This is a genomic window from Haloleucobacter albus (genome assembly GCF_052492075.1).
The window spans coordinates 32,230-51,166 of sequence record NZ_JBQWAS010000020.1 but is presented as its reverse complement, the minus strand read 5'-3'; the positions used below and the strand labels follow the sequence as shown (position 1 = coordinate 51,166).

General features: G+C 57.2%; 19 protein-coding genes, 1 tRNA gene and 1 pseudogene. 11 read left to right on the top strand and 10 right to left on the bottom strand.

Translation table 11 applies throughout. The features are described from left to right. Positions 1–51: 51 nt before the first annotated feature. Positions 52–849 carry an MBL fold metallo-hydrolase gene (locus ACT6QH_RS04295; protein WP_444973577.1) on the bottom strand — a complete coding sequence of 266 codons (798 nt, stop codon included), beginning with the start codon at positions 847–849 and terminating at the stop codon, positions 52–54. 191 nt (positions 850–1,040) lie between these two features. Continuing rightward, positions 1,041–1,118 (bottom strand) — tRNA-Pro (locus ACT6QH_RS04290). A 231-nt stretch (positions 1,119–1,349) separates the two neighbouring features. On the opposite strand from ACT6QH_RS04290, the gene ACT6QH_RS04285 reads away from it, so the two are divergent. Beyond that, positions 1,350–1,709: a septal ring lytic transglycosylase RlpA family protein gene (locus tag ACT6QH_RS04285; RefSeq protein WP_444973576.1), complete on the top strand. Its 360-nt coding sequence runs from the start codon at positions 1,350–1,352 to the stop codon at positions 1,707–1,709. Between the two features lie 61 nt (positions 1,710–1,770). On the opposite strand, the gene ACT6QH_RS04280 is transcribed toward ACT6QH_RS04285, so the two are convergent. The 7 genes and pseudogenes from ACT6QH_RS04280 to ACT6QH_RS04250 all read right to left on the bottom strand — a co-directional run bounded on the left by ACT6QH_RS04280 (position 1,771) and on the right by ACT6QH_RS04250 (position 7,757). Further along, entirely contained in the window at positions 1,771–3,360 is a 1,590-nt protein-coding gene (locus ACT6QH_RS04280; protein ID WP_444973631.1) for a hypothetical protein, read from the bottom strand. 24 nt (positions 3,361–3,384) lie between these two features. Further along, positions 3,385–3,654 (bottom strand): annotated as a pseudogene (locus ACT6QH_RS04275) (MerR family transcriptional regulator); the annotation flags it as partial. 164 nt (positions 3,655–3,818) lie between these two features. Continuing rightward, a complete protein-coding gene (locus ACT6QH_RS04270) occupies positions 3,819–4,136 on the bottom strand; it encodes an integration host factor subunit alpha (protein WP_444973575.1) in 318 nt (105 codons plus the stop codon). Between the two features lie 198 nt (positions 4,137–4,334). Next, a complete protein-coding gene (locus tag ACT6QH_RS04265; protein WP_444973574.1) occupies positions 4,335–5,309 on the bottom strand; it encodes a beta-ketoacyl-ACP synthase III in 975 nt (324 codons plus the stop codon). Continuing rightward, the gene (gene plsX, locus ACT6QH_RS04260) at positions 5,306–6,376 is read right to left on the bottom strand and encodes a phosphate acyltransferase PlsX (RefSeq protein ID WP_444973573.1); all 1,071 of its coding nucleotides are present in this window, start codon (positions 6,374–6,376) and stop codon (positions 5,306–5,308) included. The genes ACT6QH_RS04265 and plsX overlap by 4 nt, the downstream gene beginning before the upstream one ends. A 256-nt stretch (positions 6,377–6,632) precedes the next feature. Next, entirely contained in the window at positions 6,633–7,184 is a 552-nt protein-coding gene (locus ACT6QH_RS04255) for a YceD family protein (RefSeq protein ID WP_444973572.1), read from the bottom strand. A 3-nt stretch (positions 7,185–7,187) separates the two neighbouring features. Next, a complete protein-coding gene (locus ACT6QH_RS04250; protein ID WP_444973571.1) occupies positions 7,188–7,757 on the bottom strand; it encodes a ubiquinol-cytochrome C chaperone family protein in 570 nt (189 codons plus the stop codon). A 250-nt stretch (positions 7,758–8,007) separates the two neighbouring features. On the opposite strand from ACT6QH_RS04250, the gene ACT6QH_RS04245 reads away from it, so the two are divergent. Beyond that, on the top strand, positions 8,008–8,445 hold the full coding sequence (locus tag ACT6QH_RS04245; protein ID WP_444973628.1) for an outer membrane protein assembly factor BamE: 438 nt from the start codon (positions 8,008–8,010) through the stop codon (positions 8,443–8,445). Positions 8,446–8,619: 174 nt separating this feature from the next. Here ACT6QH_RS04245 and tpiA read toward each other — a convergent pair whose 3' ends face one another. Then, positions 8,620–9,375: a triose-phosphate isomerase gene (gene tpiA, locus ACT6QH_RS04240; protein WP_444973570.1), complete on the bottom strand. Its 756-nt coding sequence runs from the start codon at positions 9,373–9,375 to the stop codon at positions 8,620–8,622. A 309-nt stretch (positions 9,376–9,684) separates the two neighbouring features. Between tpiA and ACT6QH_RS04235 the strand changes: the two genes are divergently transcribed. The 9 genes from ACT6QH_RS04235 (at position 9,685) to lexA (ending at position 18,925) form a co-directional block, all read left to right on the top strand. Next, positions 9,685–11,583: a SurA N-terminal domain-containing protein gene (locus ACT6QH_RS04235; protein ID WP_444973569.1), complete on the top strand. Its 1,899-nt coding sequence runs from the start codon at positions 9,685–9,687 to the stop codon at positions 11,581–11,583. Positions 11,584–11,595: 12 nt separating this feature from the next. After that, positions 11,596–13,107: an anthranilate synthase component I gene (trpE, locus tag ACT6QH_RS04230; RefSeq protein ID WP_444973568.1), complete on the top strand. Its 1,512-nt coding sequence runs from the start codon at positions 11,596–11,598 to the stop codon at positions 13,105–13,107. Beyond that, positions 13,097–13,642: a hypothetical protein gene (locus ACT6QH_RS04225; protein ID WP_444973567.1), complete on the top strand. Its 546-nt coding sequence runs from the start codon at positions 13,097–13,099 to the stop codon at positions 13,640–13,642. The genes trpE and ACT6QH_RS04225 overlap by 11 nt, the downstream gene beginning before the upstream one ends. A 64-nt stretch (positions 13,643–13,706) precedes the next feature. Continuing rightward, entirely contained in the window at positions 13,707–14,309 is a 603-nt protein-coding gene (locus tag ACT6QH_RS04220; RefSeq protein WP_444973566.1) for an anthranilate synthase component II, read from the top strand. Between the two features lie 139 nt (positions 14,310–14,448). Then, positions 14,449–15,486 (top strand): anthranilate phosphoribosyltransferase, encoded by a 1,038-nt coding sequence (gene trpD, locus ACT6QH_RS04215; protein WP_444973565.1) that lies wholly within the window; start codon positions 14,449–14,451, stop codon positions 15,484–15,486. Continuing rightward, on the top strand, positions 15,483–16,274 hold the full coding sequence (gene trpC / locus ACT6QH_RS04210; RefSeq protein ID WP_444973564.1) for an indole-3-glycerol phosphate synthase TrpC: 792 nt from the start codon (positions 15,483–15,485) through the stop codon (positions 16,272–16,274). The genes trpD and trpC overlap by 4 nt, the downstream gene beginning before the upstream one ends. A 66-nt stretch (positions 16,275–16,340) precedes the next feature. Then, complete coding sequence (gene moaC / locus ACT6QH_RS04205) at positions 16,341–16,823, top strand: cyclic pyranopterin monophosphate synthase MoaC (protein WP_444973563.1); 483 nt, start codon at positions 16,341–16,343, stop codon at positions 16,821–16,823. 40 nt (positions 16,824–16,863) lie between these two features. Continuing rightward, positions 16,864–18,069 carry a molybdopterin molybdotransferase MoeA gene (locus ACT6QH_RS04200; RefSeq protein ID WP_444973627.1) on the top strand — a complete coding sequence of 402 codons (1,206 nt, stop codon included), beginning with the start codon at positions 16,864–16,866 and terminating at the stop codon, positions 18,067–18,069. Between the two features lie 142 nt (positions 18,070–18,211). Beyond that, on the top strand, positions 18,212–18,925 hold the full coding sequence (gene lexA, locus ACT6QH_RS04195) for a transcriptional repressor LexA (protein ID WP_444973626.1): 714 nt from the start codon (positions 18,212–18,214) through the stop codon (positions 18,923–18,925). The last annotated feature ends 12 nt before the right edge of the window (positions 18,926–18,937 follow it).

Genomic DNA, 18,937 nt, shown 5'->3' with positions numbered 1-18,937 from the left:
AGCAGCTAAAACTTGAGAGGCGCACCAACAATTGACGCCTCTCAAGTGTAGTTAACGAGATTCCACTTTCATTCCATCATATGCTGGCACTACATGCTCTGGAAGGCGTTGGCTCAGGGCCTGAAAATCAAAATCAGTATGCATATTGGTCAGCACCGCCTGTCGTGGTGCAAACTGAGCAATGTGGTCCAGGCTAGCCTGGAGGCAGAAATGTGAAGGATGAGGACGCTCCCGCAGGGCGTCTACAATCCACACATCAAGCCCCTGCAAGGCATCATGACTCTGCTCCGGCACCGCATTAATATCGCTGGAATAGGCTATCCCTTCGAAGCGGAAACCGAATGAATCAATATCTCCGTGGTGCTGACGAAAAGGCAGCGCCTCTATTATCCCGCCTGCCCCATTCACGATAATGGTCTTACCGGCGCTGAAACGGTGGCTGGTGAGAATGGGCGGATAGGAACTGCCACTCGGCGTTTCGAAGCAATATCCAAAACGCTTCTTTAGGGCACGCAAAGTGCTTTCATCGGCATAAATGTCGATGCGCTTGTCATGCATGAGAGAGAGCGGTCGCAGATCGTCAATACCATGCATATGATCCGCATGGGCGTGGGTGAACAACACTGCATCCAGATTGGAGACATTTGCATCCAGAAGCTGCTCCCGCACATCTGGAGATGTATCAACCAGAACCGTGGTCGTGCCATGAGGCCCCGTCTTCTCGACCAGGATGGAACAGCGCCGCCGTCTATTGCGAGGATCAGCCGGATTGCAAGCCCCCCAGCCCTGCCCGACACGCGGCACACCGCCAGAAGAACCGCAGCCAAGAATGGTGACTGTGAGCGACATGGACACCTCAAAAATGGCATTTGATCATGAGCGCAGCGGGAATCGCGCCTTCTCACTCATCTATGCCGGTTAAGGCCTTCTGTCCAAGCATATGCTTGCCAACAACAAACACAAAAAGACCACCGCGGTGATAATTCGTGGCAGTCTATTCGATGTCTTGTTTTGCCCGACCCTCTGTAAAAGAGGGTGAATGGTCGGAGCGAGAGGATTTGAACCTCCGACCCCTAGTCCCCCAGACTAGTGCGCTAACCGGGCTGCGCTACGCTCCGACTTGATGGGCGAACGTGTAACGCATCATTCTGAAACGCACAAGCCCAGTTTGAGACATTGAAACGCCATCCGCCTGAGAATCTGTGGAAAAATGAAAGCGCATGACGGGATTGTGTCCCAGTCTTGGCAAAGATGGGCAGATTCCCCATATTCACCGCGGTATCGTGACATTGTAAACAAATTCAGCCGTCATTTCGACCGCCTCTTGTAACAACCGGAAGGTCGGGCGAATGAAAAAACCCGTGGTATTGTCTTGTGCTGCTCTGTGCCTTGTCGCGAGCGCTCTCGCAACAGGAACGGCGCGGGCGGACAGCTCCACCGGCATCGCCTCATATTACTGGCAGGGCCAGCGCACTGCGAATGGCGAGCGCTTCAATCCAGAAGCCATGACTGCGGCACATCGCTCACTGCCGTTTGGCACAAAGGTGCGCGTAACAAACAAGCGGAATGGACGCAGTGTTGTGGTACGGATCAATGATCGCGGCCCCTTCATTCGAGGGCGCGTTATTGATGTTTCGCGTGCAGCCGCGCGCCATCTCGGCTTCACTCAACAGGGGCTGACACATGTAACCCTGACTGTCGTGAAGTGAAGGCAGCTGCCACAGAAGTGGGCGGGCCAAGGCGCAATCTCAAGGTCCGCCTGCTATTATTTCACGTTTTTTTCTCTTCCAGAATATCCGCCATCAATCTCTGGCATTCGCTCAACTCATAGAGCGCAGCCTGAAGACGGTGGATGTCATCTCGAGATAAGACTGGCAGCACCCCCTGCCCGCTCATGCGCATATCCGTTCTGGGCGGTTGCAGAGAGTGAGCATAAGCATGGCTCTCTGCCTGAACTGTATCCAGGGGGTCTACACCGTAGCGCATGTGAGGTTGCGTAGGACGCGGCATAAGCTCCGGGCGCGCTTCCGCATCCCAATAGCCTCCTTGCCGAGGTGCCGGCCGGGGAGGCGAATCCTCACCCCAGCCCAGTGGACGCGCAGATCCCCGAACTTCAGCCAAACGAGCACTATCGAGAGAAGGAAGATCATACTCTTCCACAACCGGCTCAGTGAAGGGGCCAAAGCGGCGCGGCCGTGCAGACGTGTCCATATCCGGTCCCTCCTGCGGTTCAGATGATCGTTCAAAATGTGGGGGGCTCATGCCTTCTTGTGAAGGGTCAGAAGCGATATTGCTGTTGTAGTTTGCGGGCGCACTCTCAACTGCGCTCGGGCTCGTAAAATCAGACGGTGCCATGGCGGGAGACGTATCTTGTTCTCCAGTCATTTCATTATCTTCCTGCCGATCTCCATTCCAGATATCAGCAGGAGGCGTGTTCTCAAAAAGATGGCTTTGCTCTTCCAGAGAGCCGTCCTGCTTCGCCTCATGAACCGGAGAGACCGGCGCGTCTACCGGCCGCACGATAGCTGGAAAATCATCAGGCTCCATATCGCCGGAAGCAACACCGGTTGTTGAGCTCTCCTCGTGCGGAACATGCCGATAACGAAGAGGTACATATTCGTTCGGAGGGCCCGGCTCATTCGAACTCCCCGTCGCCTGATCCTGCGCTTTCAGCCGTCGAATCCGCTCTTCGAGAGATTCGGAAAACTCGTCTTCCGGCCCAGCCTCTTCCATGAAAGGCAACATGGGGTCTGACAATTCGGGATAAGGAACTGATGAAATATGCGCAGCGGGCCCGCGACTCGGCCGCTGGAGAGAAACATCAGAGCGTACAGGGCGCTTGAGCTCATCCCCCTGCTCTGCCCGCCCCTCATGCACCGTCGGCGCGAAAGAAGGATCTTTAAGACTCGGGGAAATGCTGTCTGAATGATGCTCTAGCTGAGAGTGATCCACTTCATTCTGCGGCACATTGGGAGCAGGCTTGTTTGGCGCAACACGATCATCGCCCACATTTTTCAGGGCCTTCAAATCCCCCTCAAAACGATGCTCCTCATAGATACGCTCTTCATACCGGCCATCCTCGAAACGGCGTTCCTCCACGCGCTGAGCCATTGCGCGTCCACGCATGGGCTCATTTCCGACATGCCCCTGGGATGAGGGAGGAGGGCTGCTGAGTTCTGGAAAAGGCAGGTGCGGCTCGTCTCCGGCAGAATCTGCTTCAAAGGAAGGTTCTGTATGGAGAGGGCTTGAGTCTTCGGCTTCTTTTGAGCGCCGACGGGGCAGCAAGCCACCCAACAAACCACTGAAACCAGATTCGTCTTGTTCTGGCGTAATATCCGCCACGTCATCAGCGCTGCGCATGGCGGCTGCATCCGCCTCCATGCCAAGATCCTGAACATGGCGAATGCCCTGCTCTTTCAGAACCTTCTGCGCACCCTTGATGGTGTAGCCTTCTTCATAGAGAAGGTAGCGAATACCACGCAGGAGATCGACATCCTCCGGCCTGTAAAAGCGCCGCCCCCCGCCGCGCTTGACCGGGCGGATCTGATGGAAACGGCTCTCCCAGAAGCGCAGAACATGCTGCGGCAATGAGAGGTCTTCAGCCACTTCACTGATCGTTCGAAAGGCGTCGGGATCCTTTTCGGTCTCGCGCACGTCAGTCACCTGTCTACATTTTCGAGTTTCGTGCGGGCCGCTCAACCCGGTCACTGCGACGACTCGCCGCGCAGCGATACAATCACAAGACTGTATCGCCTTTCACAAGACAGGTGAAGATCTTGCTCTAATACCCTGAAAACACACCTGAAACGGTAGCGACTTCAATCGGCGTCAGTCTCATCAGACTTGATGCCATTGATGCGGTTTTTCAGAATACTGGAAGGCTTGAAGACCATGACGCGCCTCGGTTCAATCGGCACTTCCTCACCCGTTTTGGGATTGCGGCCAATGCGTCGCCCCTTGTCGCGAACAACAAAAGACCCAAAGGATGAGAGCTTCACCGTCTCACCCTGAACCAGACAATCAGCGATCTCTTTCAGAACGAGTTCGACCAAGGCCGCAGATTCTGTCCGGGACAGGCCGACCTGCTGATAGACGGCCTCACACAAATCCGCGCGCGTCACTGTCCGACCAGCCATGTGCCCCCAACCCCTCAGAAATCTTGTTGCCGGCTTGAAGTGTTTTGATACTTCAAGCCCTGCAACTCTCTTCTTCCTGTGTGAGCGAAAACACCACCGTGGGCAAGAGTTTCCTCTGACCGATTACGATGGACCCCACCCACCAAGTTGCCATCAGACTATCCAAGGGCGGCAAGCCGGGTCAATGTTCTTCGCACGTCACCAGCGTAACAGAGCGGACCCCCAGGTAAAACCGCCGCCCATAGCCTCAATCAGAACCAGGTCACCTTTGCGCAAACGCCCGTCTTTATGGGCAACATCAAGCGCCAGAGGAATAGAGGCCGCAGAGGTGTTGCCGTGCTTGTCGACGGTGACCACCACCTTCTCAGGGGCGATTCCAAGTTTTTGAGCACTGGCATCAATGATGCGACGGTTCGCCTGATGGGGCACGAACCAGTCAATCGTCTCAGCGCTTTCGCCGGTGGCGGCAAAAGCGTCTTCAATCACGTCGGTAATCATGCCAACAGCATGCTTGAAGACCTCTCGGCCTTCCATCCGCAAATGCCCTGCCGTACCTGTGGTTGAAGGCCCACCATCGACATAAAGCTTGTGGCGGTGGCGTCCATCTGTGCGCAAGTGGGAGGTGAGAACCCCTGCCCCATTGGCTTCGCTCTCTGGAATGGCCTCCAAAACCATAGCGCCGGCTCCGTCGCCGAAGAGCACACAGGTGCCGCGGTCTTTCCAGTCAAGAATGCGGGAAAATGTTTCCGCACCAATCACCAGAGCGCGACGGAAGGCCCCCGTGCGCAAATGAGCATCCGCTGTGGTCAGGGCGAACACAAAACCGGAGCATACAGCCTGCACATCAAAGGCAGCGCCTTGCGTGATCCCCAACTCGGCCTGAATGGTGGCCGATGTGGCGGGAAAGGTCTGGTCCGGCGTGGACGTGGCCAGAATGATGAGATCAATATCTTGCGCGTCCATGCCGGCATCTTCAAGCGCCCTACGCGCTGCGACCAGCCCGAGATGAGAGGTGTACTCTCCCTCAGCCGCAATATGGCGCTGGCAGATGCCCGTACGCTGAACGATCCATTCATCAGACGTGTCGATACGTTCGGACAACGCTGCGTTTGTCAGAATGTGTTCCGGAAGATAAGACCCGATACCCCGGGTAACAGACCTGATACCGCTCACGATTGTCCTTCCGCACCGGCTGGCTGGAGCGCGTTCGCCACCTGTTCCGGCGGGCGACGGCTGACAAGACTGGCTTCGATGCGCGCAAGCAACTGATGGCGCACCATGTCATAGGCGAGATCCACGGCGGCTGCAAAACTCTCAGCATCCGCCCCACCGTGGCTTTTAATAACAATACCGTTAAGACCAAGGAAAACACCGCCATTGGAACGGCGGGGGTCCATTTTCTCTTTCAATATCCTGAACGCATCCCGCGCGAACAGATAGCCAATGCGTGAACGCATGGTGCGCCCCATGGCGGCACGCAGATAGGACGCGAGCTGTTTGGCTGTTCCCTCTGCGGTTTTCAGGGCGATATTCCCGGAGAAGCCCTCCGTCACCACCACATCGACAGTGCCGGCGCCGATATCATTGCCTTCCACAAAGCCATGATAATTCACGGGCAAGTGCTCTTCGCGCAAAATCCTGCCGGCTTCGCGCACTTCCTCCACACCCTTGATCTCCTCCACGCCGATATTCAGCAGGCCGACGGTCGGCGCTTCAATATCGAAGACCACATGCGCCATGGCCGAGCCCATGATCGCCATTTCGACCAGACTCTTGGAGGTGTAGCCAATGGATGCGCCCACATCCAGAACCACACTTTCCCCCCGCAGGGTGGGCCAGATGGCTGCAATTGCCGGCCGACTGATGCCCGCCATGGTGCGCAGGTTGAAATTTGCCATAGCCATGAGAGCGCCGGTATTACCGGCGGATACGGTCGCATCAGCCTTTTTGTGCTTCACAGCATCAATGCTGCACCACATGGAAGACTTATATCGCCCGCGGCGCAGAGCCTGGCTGGGCTTGTCATCCATACCCACCACAACATCGGTATGCACAACCGTAGAAACAGCCGCGAGTTTGGGATGAGCCGTCAGCACCTCGGCCAAACGCTCAGAATCGCCATACAGAAGGAATGACAGGTCAGGGTGCTGCCCAAGCGCAATTTCCGCTCCGGCAAGAACCGTCTCAGGGCCATGGTCTCCCCCCATGGCGTCGAGAGCGATACGGACGGATGCAGTCATTTGGGGCAGGCTTTCTTGTTCAGTAACACGATGAAATCATAAAAATATCGCCCGTGCGGAGAAAGCGCGTCCCCAGACGGGCGGAAGCTGGTGCGCAGGGCTGCAAAACTTTTACGGCCACGAAACGCATAGCCGCACAGCTGACGTATCGCACAGCTAGCCTTAAGGCAAAACTTCGCCGTTCCCTCATCGGTGGGCGGACAATAACGCCTCTCCGGCACATCGCAACCATAACCATCACGATCCGGCGCGGAGTTCAGGATGGGTCTTTCAGACGGGACAGGGCCGCAAAGGGCGAAAGCCCAGTTGCATCCATGTCAGGCTGCTGGAAAACAGCCCCCGGCTTGCGAGGGTAGGGCTCGATTCCCAAGGCCAGAAATTCCGTGGCGAGCGCGCCGACATCAATCTGGCCATTCAGAATTTCATCTGGCGGATCATATGTTTCATCGTCTTCCGATTCGGGAGGCCGAGGCGTGCCTTCGGGGACGAAATGCACATCAATTTCTTCCAGCAACGGGGCATCAAACTCATCCAGAGTGACGCCACAGGTTTGCCGAACGGTTGCCTTGATTTCACCCGTCACATGGAAACCGGCCTTGCCTTCGGGCTCCAGATGAATCTGGGCGAGAAAGGACGGGACAGCGAGCACATTCACATAGCGCGCCAGTTCGGCGCGCACAGCCTCGTCCGGCACCAAGCGAATGTTGAGGCCCGTAGGGCCAATATCGGTGATCGCAACCGGCTTGGACAGCGGCAGCGGAGCTTCATCCTGCGCCGGCTGTTCTGTGGGGTGTTCGGTTTCCGTCATGGCTCACCCTTGAAACTGATCCGGCGCAGGCCAGGGCAAATCCCCTTGCGCCAAGGTGGAAAAGGACGTTTCACGCAGCTTCATCGCAGCAGCGCGCACATAAACCGCCAGAGCTTCAACAGGCGCGCTGTCTTCACTATCCAGCATATTACGAGCCAAGGCCTGGGCCAAAATGGTATTATCCTGCGCCGCCAACCCGGCATCATAGGCCGCGGCACGTCCATAAAAGGCCGCACCAATTTTCTTCATCCGCTTGGGAACGGAAAGGTCTCCGACCCCCATCTCCCGCAAGGTGCGATCCATATCATCAGCAAATGCGTCGAAAATATCCTGAGACATGGATTTTTCGAGCTTGTCTCCACCCTTCAGGCGATGACAGAGGAGAACCGTGTGGAGAACCACCAACTCGAAACGCCCTTCGCGCGTATCGGGGATGGAGAATTCCGTATAGAATACGGGCTGTCGCGATTGTGCCACGATCGCGCCGTAGAGGCGCTCGATAATCGCGCGGTTTTTGGCTGAGCTGAAAAATTTAAACATCGCGCTTAAGAATCGGGCAGGGCTTATCCCCATATGAGGGCTTGCTCTGCGGGGTAGCGCCGCGGAAGCGGACTGGCAAGGCTTTTGGCGTCATCACGGTTGAAATGTTCGGCCTGTTGCGGACAAATGCGCCGGTTCGGCCAAAGGAAGAATGAGGAACGGCGTGGGTACACAGCACTTCGAGACATCGCGGCAGCCCGGCGGCAACCACGCTTCTGCTTGTGAATCTGTGGAAGGAAAACACCGCGTTTCCAGAACATGGCCCCTACTGGCTCTTGCGCTTCTGGCAACCTCCTCCACCCTTTCGGCCTGCGCAAACATCGAAAACAGCATCAATGGCTCAGGCACCAGCCTTTCCGGCGTAACGCGCACTTATCAGCGCGGCTATGTGCTGAGTGAAGGCGCTCTGGAACAGTTGCCGGTCGGCTCCAGCCAGGAAAAGGTTCTGCTCGTTCTGGGCACGCCCTCCACCGTCGCCACCGTGAATGGCGAGGTTTTCTATTATATTTCTCAGACAGAGAAGCGAGTCGCCTTCCTGAAGCCGGAAATCACCAAGCAGCGGGTCATCGCCGTTTATTTTGACAAGAACCGCAAGGTGGCCCGCGTCGCTGAATATGGTGAGAAGGACGGCAAGGTGTTCGATTTCGTATCGCAGACTACGCCCACCAGCGGCGAGGAGCTGAGCCTTGTGCAGCAGATGATCGGCCTCATCACTTTTTAAGGCTGAAACGGCTTGCTTTCATTATCAATGGGCGCGGCAGAAACCTGTCGCGCCCATTTTATTTGATGCAGGATTTCGGCATGTTTCCCATGCAAAAGGGCGCTTCCGATCATCACGGGAGCGCCCTTACTGATTCTTCTGAACCCGGCCAATTCTATGCCCGGTCGCTCAAACTCACAGAGCCGCGTGGGCAATGCCGAGGAAATCCTCAGCCTTCAGACTTGCGCCGCCCACCAATGCTCCATCAACATTGGCCACGGCCAGCAGCGTCTTTGCATTTTCCGGCTTCACCGAGCCGCCATAAAGAATGCGAATCTTTTCGCCCTCTTCGCCAAAGCGCTCATTCAGAACGTGGCGGATGCTGGCATGGACCTGCGCCACATCTTCCGGCGTCGGCGTCCGGCCCGTGCCGATGGCCCAGATCGGCTCATAAGCCACGACAAGATTCTCACCCGTCGCGCCTTCAGGAATAGACTGACGCACCTGCCTCGCCACTACGGCCGCAGCTTCATCAGCATCACGCTGTTCCAGCGTTTCACCCACGCATACAATGGGGAGCAGGCCAGCGCGCCAGGCGGCTTTTACCTTGGCATGGACAATTGCATCACCCTCGCCATGATCCGCACGACGCTCCGAGTGGCCGAGAATGACAGAATCAGCCCCGGATTCCTTGAGCATTTCCGCCGAAATATCGCCGGTATGAGCACCGCTGGCATTATGGTGACAATCCTGCCCGCCAAAGCGGATGGGGCTGACAGCCCCCCCCGCCAGCTCGGCCAGAAGAATGGCCGGCGGGCACACCATGATATCAGCCACGCTGGAAAAGGCCGGGTTCAGCCCTTTCACCATGGCTTCCAGCTCCTGCTTTGATTGGCGGGAGCCGTTCATCTTCCAGTTTCCAACAATCAGAACGCGGCGCGGCGCTGCCATGGCTATTCTTCTCCCAAAATAATGGGTGCCCTGAACGTGCAGGGCGAAACCCGCCTGAAATTCAGGCCCGGCCGGGATGTTCCGGCCTCTTTATGTGGGCCACCCAAGCCTTGGGATAGCCTTGATCGGGCTCTAGCAGAGGTGGCAGCGGGCTGCAAATGGAGACGGGAAAACATTGGCTGGCATCTGTGAGTCCCTGCCCCGCTCTGCCGGAAAGGGTTAATCGCCCCGTTGCCTGCCTAGCGCCCCCTCCCTATGATGCGCCGCTTCCGCACCGGCTTTGCGCCCGCAATATCAGACGACTGGACGATGGCACTTCAAAAACTCCGCAAGGGCACCTCCGGCTGGATCGCCAAGATCTTCCTCGTACTCCTCACCTTCAGCTTTCTGGTCTGGGGTATTGCCGACGTTTTTCGAGGCATGAGCGCGACAGATGTGGCCAGTGTCGGCAATACAGACATTTCTACCGCAGAATTCCGCCAGCGCTATCTGGATCAGGTACAGCAGCTGGGGCAGAGCATGGGCCGGGCGGTCACGCCCGATGAAGCGCGCGCTTTCGGGCTGGATCGGCGAGTGCTGAACCAGATGATCGCCGACGCCACACTGAATGAGCAGGCTGCCCGTATGGGGCTGGTCATTGGCGATGAACAGATTGCCGAAGAGGTTCGGAACAATCCCGGCTATCGCCCGCCGGGAGCGGAGGCTTTCGACCCGGACTATTTTGCCCGCCTGCTGCGTGCCAATGGCATGACCGAACAACGTTTCATCGCGGCCGAAAAACAGCGTGTGATGCGCCAGCAGCTCGTGCAATCCTTTGCCGAGGGTCTGAAGGCCCCCAAGGTGATGGTGGATGCCGTTGAGCGCTATGAGGGAGAGGCTCGCAATGTGTCCTACATCCTCATCTCGCCCAAAGCCGTGAAAGAACCGCCGGCACCGACGGATGAGCAGCTGAAGGCTTATTTCGAAGCCAACAAGATGACCTTCCGCGCGCCGGAATATCGCAAGATTGCCGTACTGGCTCTCACGCCTGAGGCCATCCTTGGCAATATCTCAATCAGCGATGATGAACTTCGCGCTGCTTATGAGGCAGACAAAACCCGCTTCGGACAGCCCGAGCGACGGGAAGTCCACCAGATCGTTTTCACCAAGCCTGAAGACGCCACAGCCGCAGCGCAGAAATTGGAGAACGGTGCGTCCTTCGCCGATATCGCGCAGGAGCAGGGACTTTCAGCAGCAGATACCAATTTGGGGTTGGTTGAGCGCTCAGCCATTCTTGACCCCAAGGTGGCGGAAACAGCCTTTTCTCTGGAGAAGGGCGGCGTGAGCGCGCCGGTGAAAGGCCGCTTTGGTTCGGTTCTGGTGCAGGTGACGCAGATTCAGCCGGAAAGCGTGCGCCCGTTTGAACAGGTTCGCGCACAGCTTGAACATGAAATTGCGATGCGTCAGGCTCAGGCACGCCTGCTTGATGAACATGATGCCGTAGAAGATGAGCGCGCTTCTGGTTCCACCCTCGCGGAGACCGCTCAGAAGCTGGGATTGAAGCTTCAAACATTTGCTGAAGTGGATCGCTCCGGGCGCACAGCCACCGGGGCTCCGGCCGATATTCCCGGCGGCAAGCAGGTGGTGGACACTGCCTTTGACACAGATCCCAATATCGAAGCGGAGACAGTGCAACTTCCCGACCAGGAAGGATTTGTCTGGCTCGAAACGCTTGAAATAACTCCGGCTCGGGACCGCACCTTCGAGGAAGCGAAAGCCGCAGTCATGGCGCGCTGGCAAGCTTCTGAAACAGCCAAGGCCGTGGAAGTACGTGCACAGGAGTTGCTGGCCCGCGCCCAGGCTGGAACACCTCTGGCCCAGGTAGCTGCGGAAGCCGACCTGCCTTTGCAAATTGCGGATGGTTTGATGCGTGGTCGTGCCAATGGCGCATTCACGGTTGATGCTCTTCAGCAAGTCTTCGATGCTCAGGATGGCGGGCTCAGTGAAGCTGCCGCTGCTACTGCGCCGGATCGAGTGGTTTTCCAGATCACCAAAATCATGTCGCCTCAGCTGTCCGCCGCTCAGGAAAGCCATATTGCGCAGCAAATCTCCCAACAGATGGAAAATGATATTCTGCTGCAATATCTTGCCACTGTGCAGGAACAGATCGGCGTGAAGATCAACCCTCAGGCGCTGGCACAGGCTGTCGGTTCCGGTGACGCGAATTAAGGTGGACTGACAGTGACGCAGTCTTTTGATTTCGAAGCCTTTGCCCGCGCGTATGAGGCGGGCAAAGTTCAGGTGGTCACAACCAGCCTGGTGGCGGATCTTGAAACGCCTGTTTCCGCCTTTTTGAAAATTGCCGGCAATACGCCCAACAGTTTCCTGTTGGAATCCGTCGAAGGCGGAGAGGCACGCGGGCGCTATTCCATGATCGGTCTTGCGCCGGATCTCATCTTTCGCGCTTCCGGCAATCTGGCTGAGGTGAACCGTATCCCGGATCAGGACAAGAACGCTTTTGAGCCTTGTGCAGAACCGCCCCTCAAGGCTTTGCGCAACCTGTTGGCAGAATCCGCGATTGATCTCCCGGAAGGCGCGCCCCCAATGGCTGCTGGGGTGTTTGGCTATCTGGGGTATGACATGGTGCGGCAGATGGAGCGGCTGGCTCCCGCCAAGCCCGACCCTATCAGTGTGCCGGAAGCCTTGCTGCTGCGCCCCACCATCATGGTTGTATTTGATGCCGTGAAGGATGAGCTGACGGTCGTAACGCCAGTGCGTCCGCATCAGGGCGTGAGCGCACGTGCCGCCTATGAGACAGCTCAGGAGCGACTTGAGCAGATTGTCACTTCTCTCGAAGGCGCCTTCGCCCACCCTGCCCCACAGCCTTTCCATGGGGATGTGGAAGCCGTTTCCAATACGAGCCCAGCCGAATATCGGGCGATGGTGGAAAAGGCGAAGGACTATATTCGCGCGGGCGATATTTTTCAGGTCGTGCTGTCACAACGGTTTGAAAGCCCGTTTTCACTGCCGCCCTTTTCTCTGTATCGGGCCCTGCGACGGGTGAACCCGGCTCCGTTCCTCGTTTATCTCAATTTTGAGGGCTTCTCGGTGGTGTGTTCCAGCCCCGAGATTCTGGTGCGTCTGCGCAATGGAACTGTCACCATCCGCCCCATTGCCGGCACCCGCAAGCGTGGCGCCACTCCGGCCGAGGATGAAGCGCTCGCTACAGAACTTCTGGCAGACCCGAAGGAGCGCGCTGAACATCTCATGCTGCTTGATCTGGGGCGAAATGATACCGGCCGCGTCTCTCAGATCGGCAGTGTGAAGGTGACCGACAGCTTCTTCATCGAGCGCTACAGTCAGGTGATGCACATCGTTTCCAATGTTGAGGGCCGGCTCGCCGAGGGTTGTGACGCTCTTGATGTGCTTTCGGCGGGCTTTCCGGCGGGCACGGTTTCCGGCTCTCCAAAAGTGCGCGCCATGGAAATCATTGATGAGCTGGAGAAAGACAAGCGCGGCATTTATGCTGGGGCAATTGGCTATTTTGGCGCTAATGGCGAAATGGATACCTGCATCGTTCTGCGCACAGCCGTGGTGAAAGACGGGCGCATGTATGTGCAGGCCGGTGCCGGCATTGTTTACGATTCCGTGCCCGAAAGTGAGCAGCAGGAATGTATCAATAAAGCCAGCGCACTCTTCCGGGCGGGTGAGGAAGCCGTGCGCTTCGCAGCCAAAGCCCGGAATGGACAGTGAGAGCATTTTTGATGCACCTATTCTGCAAACAGGCACTCTCATGAAGAGCCATGCGCCACTCACCCCTCACCACCGGGGCATCAGCTCATCCGGGCATGCGCCTCAGGGCGTGGTGAGGCCGCTGGCTGGCGTCGGGTTTATTGTTGGCGCGGTATTGGGATATAGTGCGGCTAAAGCCTATGCGCCTGGAGCCGAATTGATTGCCCTGTGCTATACGGGCCTTATCATGGCCCTTGCGACAACAGCTTTATGGTCCCTACTGGCACGCATGCCGGGCAAAGGCGGGAATTATCTCATCCTCAATGGCGCGTTGGCCATGGCATTTTCTGTTCCCATCGCCACCTTTTTCGGCACAATCGCGGTCATCTCCACTCTTGATCCCAACAGCCTCTACAATAGATTTGGGGCAATTGTGGAACTGGCGGGCTTCATGGTGAAATTCATAGTGTTGCACGCCGGGTTTATCTCATTGCCTACAGCTGCCGTCGCAGGAGCCGCCACCGTGCGATGGCGCACATATGCCCGCCCTTCTTGACCCCGCCCGAGGGTCTGCGCTTAAAAATACATGAATGACCCGCGAAGTCGGGGCTGGAGCACCAATGACCACCGTCACGCTGATCGATAATTACGACAGCTTCACCTACAATCTCGTGCACTATCTCGGTGAGTTGGGTGCGCGTGTGACAGTGCATCGCAATGATGCCCTGAGCGTAGATGAAGTACTGGCAGAAAAACCCGAAGCCATCGTGCTGTCACCCGGCCCATGCACGCCAAATGAGGCTGGAATCTGCTGTGATCTGATCGCCCGTGCCGGTGACAAGGTGCCAATCTTTGGGGTTTGTCTTGGCCACCAGTCCATTGGGCAGGTTTTCGGTGGGGAAGTGGTGCGCGCACCGGAACCCATGCATGGCAAGATGTCTGAAATCCTGCATCAGGGCAAAAGTGTCTTCCGGGGCATTAATGGCAGTTTTCAGGCCACGCGATATCACTCACTTATCGTGAAGCGGGAGACCTTCCCGGACTCTCTGGAAATTACAGCTGAAACAAGTGATGGCATTATTATGGGGCTTGCCCATAAAACCCTGCCTATCCACGGTGTTCAGTTCCATCCTGAAAGCATTGCTTCCGAGCACGGGCATACATTGCTGCGCAATTTTCTTGAGATTGCGGATTCTTTCAACGCCGCGCGGGCAAAGGCATAGACGCAGCATTCGCCTCAAAGGGCAGGCAGCCTGGACAGGGCAGAAATGACAGTCTGCGCACTAAATATCCTGCGCAAACGGAGTTTCCGCTCTAACCTCCCTCCCCGCCCCTTTGCCCAAGATCTGCCGAGGACGACATATGAGCGATAATTTCAAGCCGCTTCTTGCAAAAGTGGCAACCGGAGCAAGCCTTACCCGCGAAGAATCAGCTCTTGTCTTCAACAGGATGATGTCGGGCGAAGCTACCCCCTCGCAGATGGGCGCTTTGCTGATGGGGCTGCGCGTGCGCGGCGAAACGGTTGAGGAAATCGCTGGCGCTGTTTCTGTTATGCGCGCCAAGATGCTGCCGGTGAAAGCTCCGGCAGATGCCGTGGATATTGTGGGCACGGGCGGGGATGCATCCGGTTCTTATAATATTTCCACCTGTGCCTCTTTCATCACGGCCGGCGCCGGTGTGCCTGTGGCCAAGCATGGCAACCGGGCCTTGTCATCCCGCTCAGGTGCGGCAGATGTACTGGCCGCGCTGGGGGTGCATCTGGACCTTGGTCCCGAAGCTATTTCCCGCTGCATTGAGGAAGCGGGAATTGGCTTCATGTTTGCCCCTTCGCATCATAGCGCCATGAAGCATGTCGGGCCGACTCGCGTGGAAATGGGTACCCGCACGATCTTCAATCTACTGGGGCCGCTCTCAAACCCGGCAGGCGTCAAGCGGCAGCTGGTGGGGGTTTTTGCCAAGACCTGGATCGTTCCTCTGGCTGAAGTGCTGAAGACACTGGGAACCGAACGCGCCTATATCGTGCACGGTTCTGACGGATTGGATGAAATCACCATCACTGGCAGCACGGATGTGGCCATGCTGGATAATGGCCGCATTCGCACATTTGAAATTTCTCCTGAAGATGTGGGGCTGACCCGCGCGCCGGCAGAAGCCGTGAAGGGCGGGGACGCTGCCCATAATGCCCGCGCCCTGCGCGCCGTGCTGGAAGGGGAAAAGAACGCATATCGTGATGTCGCCGTATTCAATGCTGCGGCGGCGCTGGTGGTGGCCGCAAAGGCCGAAGATCTTCGGGAAGGCGTTCTCCTCGCCCAGGCTAGTCTGGATGATGGGGCTGCGCTGGCGAAGCTTGAAAAACTGGTCGAGGTCTCCACCAAATATTCCCCGGAGGCAGGGCAATGAGCAACATTCTCACACGGATCGAAGCCTATAAGCGCGAGGAAATCGCCGCAGCCAAGATTGCTCATCCGTGGGCCGAGATTGATGCTGCCGTTAAGGCTGCGCCGCGGGTGCGCCCCTTTGCCGGAGCCATTGAGAAAACTCTCAAGGATGGGCACACGGCCCTGATTGCCGAGATCAAGAAGGCCAGCCCCTCAAAAGGACTGATCCGTGAGGATTTCGACCCTCCAAGCCTGGCTCGGGCCTATCAGCGCGGCGGAGCGACCTGCCTTTCGATCCTGACTGATACCCCCTCCTTTCAGGGCTCCCCCGAATATCTGCGCGCCGCCCGCGCGGCTGTGAACCTGCCTGTTCTGCGCAAGGATTTCATGTACGATACCTATCAGGTCGCCGAAGCCCGGTCCTGGGGGGCAGATTGCATTCTCATCATCATGGCTGGTGTAGATGACGCACTGGCGCTTGATCTCGCGCAGGCGGCAGCCGCCCATGAGATGGATGCAATTGTCGAGGTCCATGATGAAGCTGAACTGGATCGCGCGCTTGCCCTACCCTGCCGTTTGATTGGCATAAACAATCGTGATTTGCGAACATTCCATACGGATCTGGCCAATAGTGAGCGCCTCGCTCCGCGTGTGCCGGAAGATCGCATCGTGATTGGTGAGAGCGGTATTTTCACCGCACAGGATGTGCAAAGGCTGGCAAAGGTTGGAATCGGCACCATTCTGGTGGGAGAAAGCCTGATGCGTCAGGAAGATGTGGCTTCTGCGACATCCCAGCTTCTGGCCGCCTGATCTTTCTCACCACTCTGGCAGAAATATGCTGCCTTAAGCTTCCTCTTTTCATTCGGTCTTCAATCCATGGTCGAGCTGACACATCTTGATGCGCAGGGTGCGGCACATATGGTGGATGTCTCTGAGAAGGCAGTCACCTCCCGCGAAGCCGTAGCTGAAGGGTGCGTGATTATGGCACCGGAGACATTGGCCCTTATTCGCAGTGGGAATGCCAAAAAGGGCGATGTGTTGGGGGTGGCGCGCATTGCGGGCATCATGGGAGCCAAGCGCACACATGAGCTTATCCCGCTTTGCCATCCCCTCATGCTCTCCAGAATTGACCTGGATTTAACGGAAGATGACAGCCTGCCAGGGCTTGTGGTGACAGCATGCGTCAAGACTTCAGGTCAGACCGGCGTGGAAATGGAAGCCCTTACGGCTGTTTCCATTGCCTGCCTGACCATCTACGACATGGCCAAGGCTGCCGACCGGGCCATGAGAATCGAAGGCATTCGGTTACTCGAAAAAACCGGCGGCAAAAGCGGCGATTGGCAGGCAGAACGCCCCTGAACCCATCTCCAACAATAAGGGAGGCTTCACCGTGGCATTGATGAGCGTCGAGGACGCCCTGAAGCTGATCCTGTCTTCCGCTCGGCTCTTGGAAGCCGAGCAAGTACCCGTTGGTTTGGCTGCGGGGCGTGTTCTGGCCGAAGACCTTCCTGCGCGCCGTTCGCAACCCCCTGCGGACATGTCTGCCATGGATGGCTATGCAGTCCGTGCGGAAGACGTCTCTCTTTCCCCCGTGGATTTGCAGATTATTGGCGAATCTGCTGCCGGGCGCCCTTTTGAAGGTATTCTGAAGACTGGAGAAGCTGTCCGCATTTTCACCGGAGGCGTCATGCCTGCCGGGGCGGACAGTGTCGTCATTCAGGAAGATACCCATCGGATTGATCGTTGCGTCACAATCAATAGCTTTCGCCAAAGCGGCCAGAATGTGCGCAAGATGGGGGCTGACTTTCAAGCCGGCATGCCGGGTTTAAGGGCCGGACGCAGATTGACCGCGCGGGATATCATGCTCGCCGCAGCGATGGACCATGCCACGGTCCCGGTCACGCGACGCCCCCGGGTCGCCCTGTTGCAGACAGGTGATGAATTGGTTTTGCCCGGAAAAGGGCGCGGCTCAGATGCCGAAATTGTTGTATCCAATGCTTTCGGCTTGGCCGCGCTCGCACATAAACTCGGGGCGGATGTCACCGATCTCGGCATCGTGCCTGATGATATGGAGCAGATTCGAGCGGCCGTTTCTCACGGTACAGGGGGAGGTTTCGATCTTTTCATCTCTTCCGGCGGCGCATCTGTTGGAGAGCATGATCTTGTCGCCCCGGCCATGCGTGCGGAAGGCGTGGAACTGCATCTGCACAAACTGGCTTTGAAACCCGGAAAGCCCCTGATGTTTGGTAGCCGCGGCCAAGTCTTGTGCCTGGGTTTGCCCGGCAACCCGGTCTCCTCTCATGTCTGCTCCATCTTGTTCATGGCGCCACTTCTGAGGGCCATGCAGGGCGAAGAGACAACAGGACCAGAAACCACTGTTGCCCGCCTTGCCGTAGACATGCCGCCCAATGGCCCGCGCCGCGATTTCATGCGTGCCACTTTCAGGGCCGATGCGGATGGCGCCCTCCAGGTCACACCGGCCAGCACGCAAGACAGCGCCATGCTAAGCCTTCTGGCCACATCAAACTGTCTTCTGGTGCGACCGCCCCATGCTTGCGCGGCACAGGCTGGTGATAGCTGCGAGATTCTCCCTTTCAGCGATTAGGTGCCTTTAACCCCATCTTCACCCTTGCGAAACAAATCTGGAACAGATAAGTCTTGTTCCCGATTTGTTTCGCTAACTCATGGCTGGAGATTCATATGATCAGCATATGTTCATGCTCCAGCCACTAGAGCGGGGGCCGAAGATGCTGACACGCAAGCAGTATGAATTGCTGCGCTTCATACATGAACGCGTGACGGAAACAGGTGTGCCACCTTCTTTTGATGAAATGAAGGATGCGCTGGATCTGCGCTCCAAATCCGGCATTCACCGTCTCATTACGGCTTTGGAAGAGAGAGGTTTCATTCGCCGCCTGCCCAACCGTGCGCGCGCACTTGAGGTTGTTCGGCTGCCGGAAACTGTGACGCCGAGCCTCGCAGGGCGCTCGCCGGCACGCGGCTTCTCCCCTTCTGTCATTGAGGGCAATCTTGGCCGTGTCCGCCCACCATCAGAGAATGCTGAAGAGGCATCTCCTGAAGGCGTTGCCGTGCCGCTTATGGGGCGGATTGCTGCCGGCACCCCAATTTCTGCAATCCAGAACCGTAGCAACACCCTCCATGTCCCGCCTGAAATGCTGGGCTCTGGTGAGCATTATGCTCTGGAAGTGCGCGGTGACAGCATGATTGAGGCTGGCATTCTGGATGGAGATACGGTTCTGATCCGCAAATGCCAGACGGCGGATACCGGAGATATTATCGTCGCACTGATTGATGATGAGGAAGCGACTCTGAAGCGTTTGCGCAAGAAAGGGGCCTCAATTGCTCTTGAGGCTGCAAATCCGGCTTATGAAACCCGTATCTTCGGACCAGACCGCGTACAGATACAAGGACGACTTGTCGGCTTGATGCGACGTTATTGATGATGAGCCCCC

Excerpts from the sequence above, each read along its gene's own strand:
- trpC (WP_444973564.1), top strand. The coding sequence starts at position 15,483 with ATGAGCAACATTCTCACACGGATCGAAGCCTATAAGCGCGAGGAAATC.
- ACT6QH_RS04220 (WP_444973566.1), top strand. The coding sequence starts at position 13,707 with ATGACCACCGTCACGCTGATCGATAATTACGACAGCTTCACCTACAAT.
- ACT6QH_RS04255 (WP_444973572.1), bottom strand. The coding sequence starts at position 7,184 with ATGACGGAAACCGAACACCCCACAGAACAGCCGGCGCAGGATGAAGCT.
- moaC (WP_444973563.1), top strand. The coding sequence starts at position 16,341 with ATGGTCGAGCTGACACATCTTGATGCGCAGGGTGCGGCACATATGGTG.
- ACT6QH_RS04250 (WP_444973571.1), bottom strand. The coding sequence starts at position 7,757 with ATGGGGATAAGCCCTGCCCGATTCTTAAGCGCGATGTTTAAATTTTTC.
- ACT6QH_RS04235 (WP_444973569.1), top strand. The coding sequence starts at position 9,685 with ATGGCACTTCAAAAACTCCGCAAGGGCACCTCCGGCTGGATCGCCAAG.
- ACT6QH_RS04200 (WP_444973627.1), top strand. The coding sequence starts at position 16,864 with ATGAGCGTCGAGGACGCCCTGAAGCTGATCCTGTCTTCCGCTCGGCTC.
- ACT6QH_RS04285 (WP_444973576.1), top strand. The coding sequence starts at position 1,350 with ATGAAAAAACCCGTGGTATTGTCTTGTGCTGCTCTGTGCCTTGTCGCG.
- ACT6QH_RS04295 (WP_444973577.1), bottom strand. The coding sequence starts at position 849 with ATGTCGCTCACAGTCACCATTCTTGGCTGCGGTTCTTCTGGCGGTGTG.
- ACT6QH_RS04270 (WP_444973575.1), bottom strand. The coding sequence starts at position 4,136 with ATGGCTGGTCGGACAGTGACGCGCGCGGATTTGTGTGAGGCCGTCTAT.
- plsX (WP_444973573.1), bottom strand. The coding sequence starts at position 6,376 with ATGACTGCATCCGTCCGTATCGCTCTCGACGCCATGGGGGGAGACCAT.
- tpiA (WP_444973570.1), bottom strand. The coding sequence starts at position 9,375 with ATGGCAGCGCCGCGCCGCGTTCTGATTGTTGGAAACTGGAAGATGAAC.
- lexA (WP_444973626.1), top strand. The coding sequence starts at position 18,212 with ATGCTGACACGCAAGCAGTATGAATTGCTGCGCTTCATACATGAACGC.
- ACT6QH_RS04225 (WP_444973567.1), top strand. The coding sequence starts at position 13,097 with ATGGACAGTGAGAGCATTTTTGATGCACCTATTCTGCAAACAGGCACT.
- ACT6QH_RS04280 (WP_444973631.1), bottom strand. The coding sequence starts at position 3,360 with ATGCGCAGCGCTGATGACGTGGCGGATATTACGCCAGAACAAGACGAA.
- trpD (WP_444973565.1), top strand. The coding sequence starts at position 14,449 with ATGAGCGATAATTTCAAGCCGCTTCTTGCAAAAGTGGCAACCGGAGCA.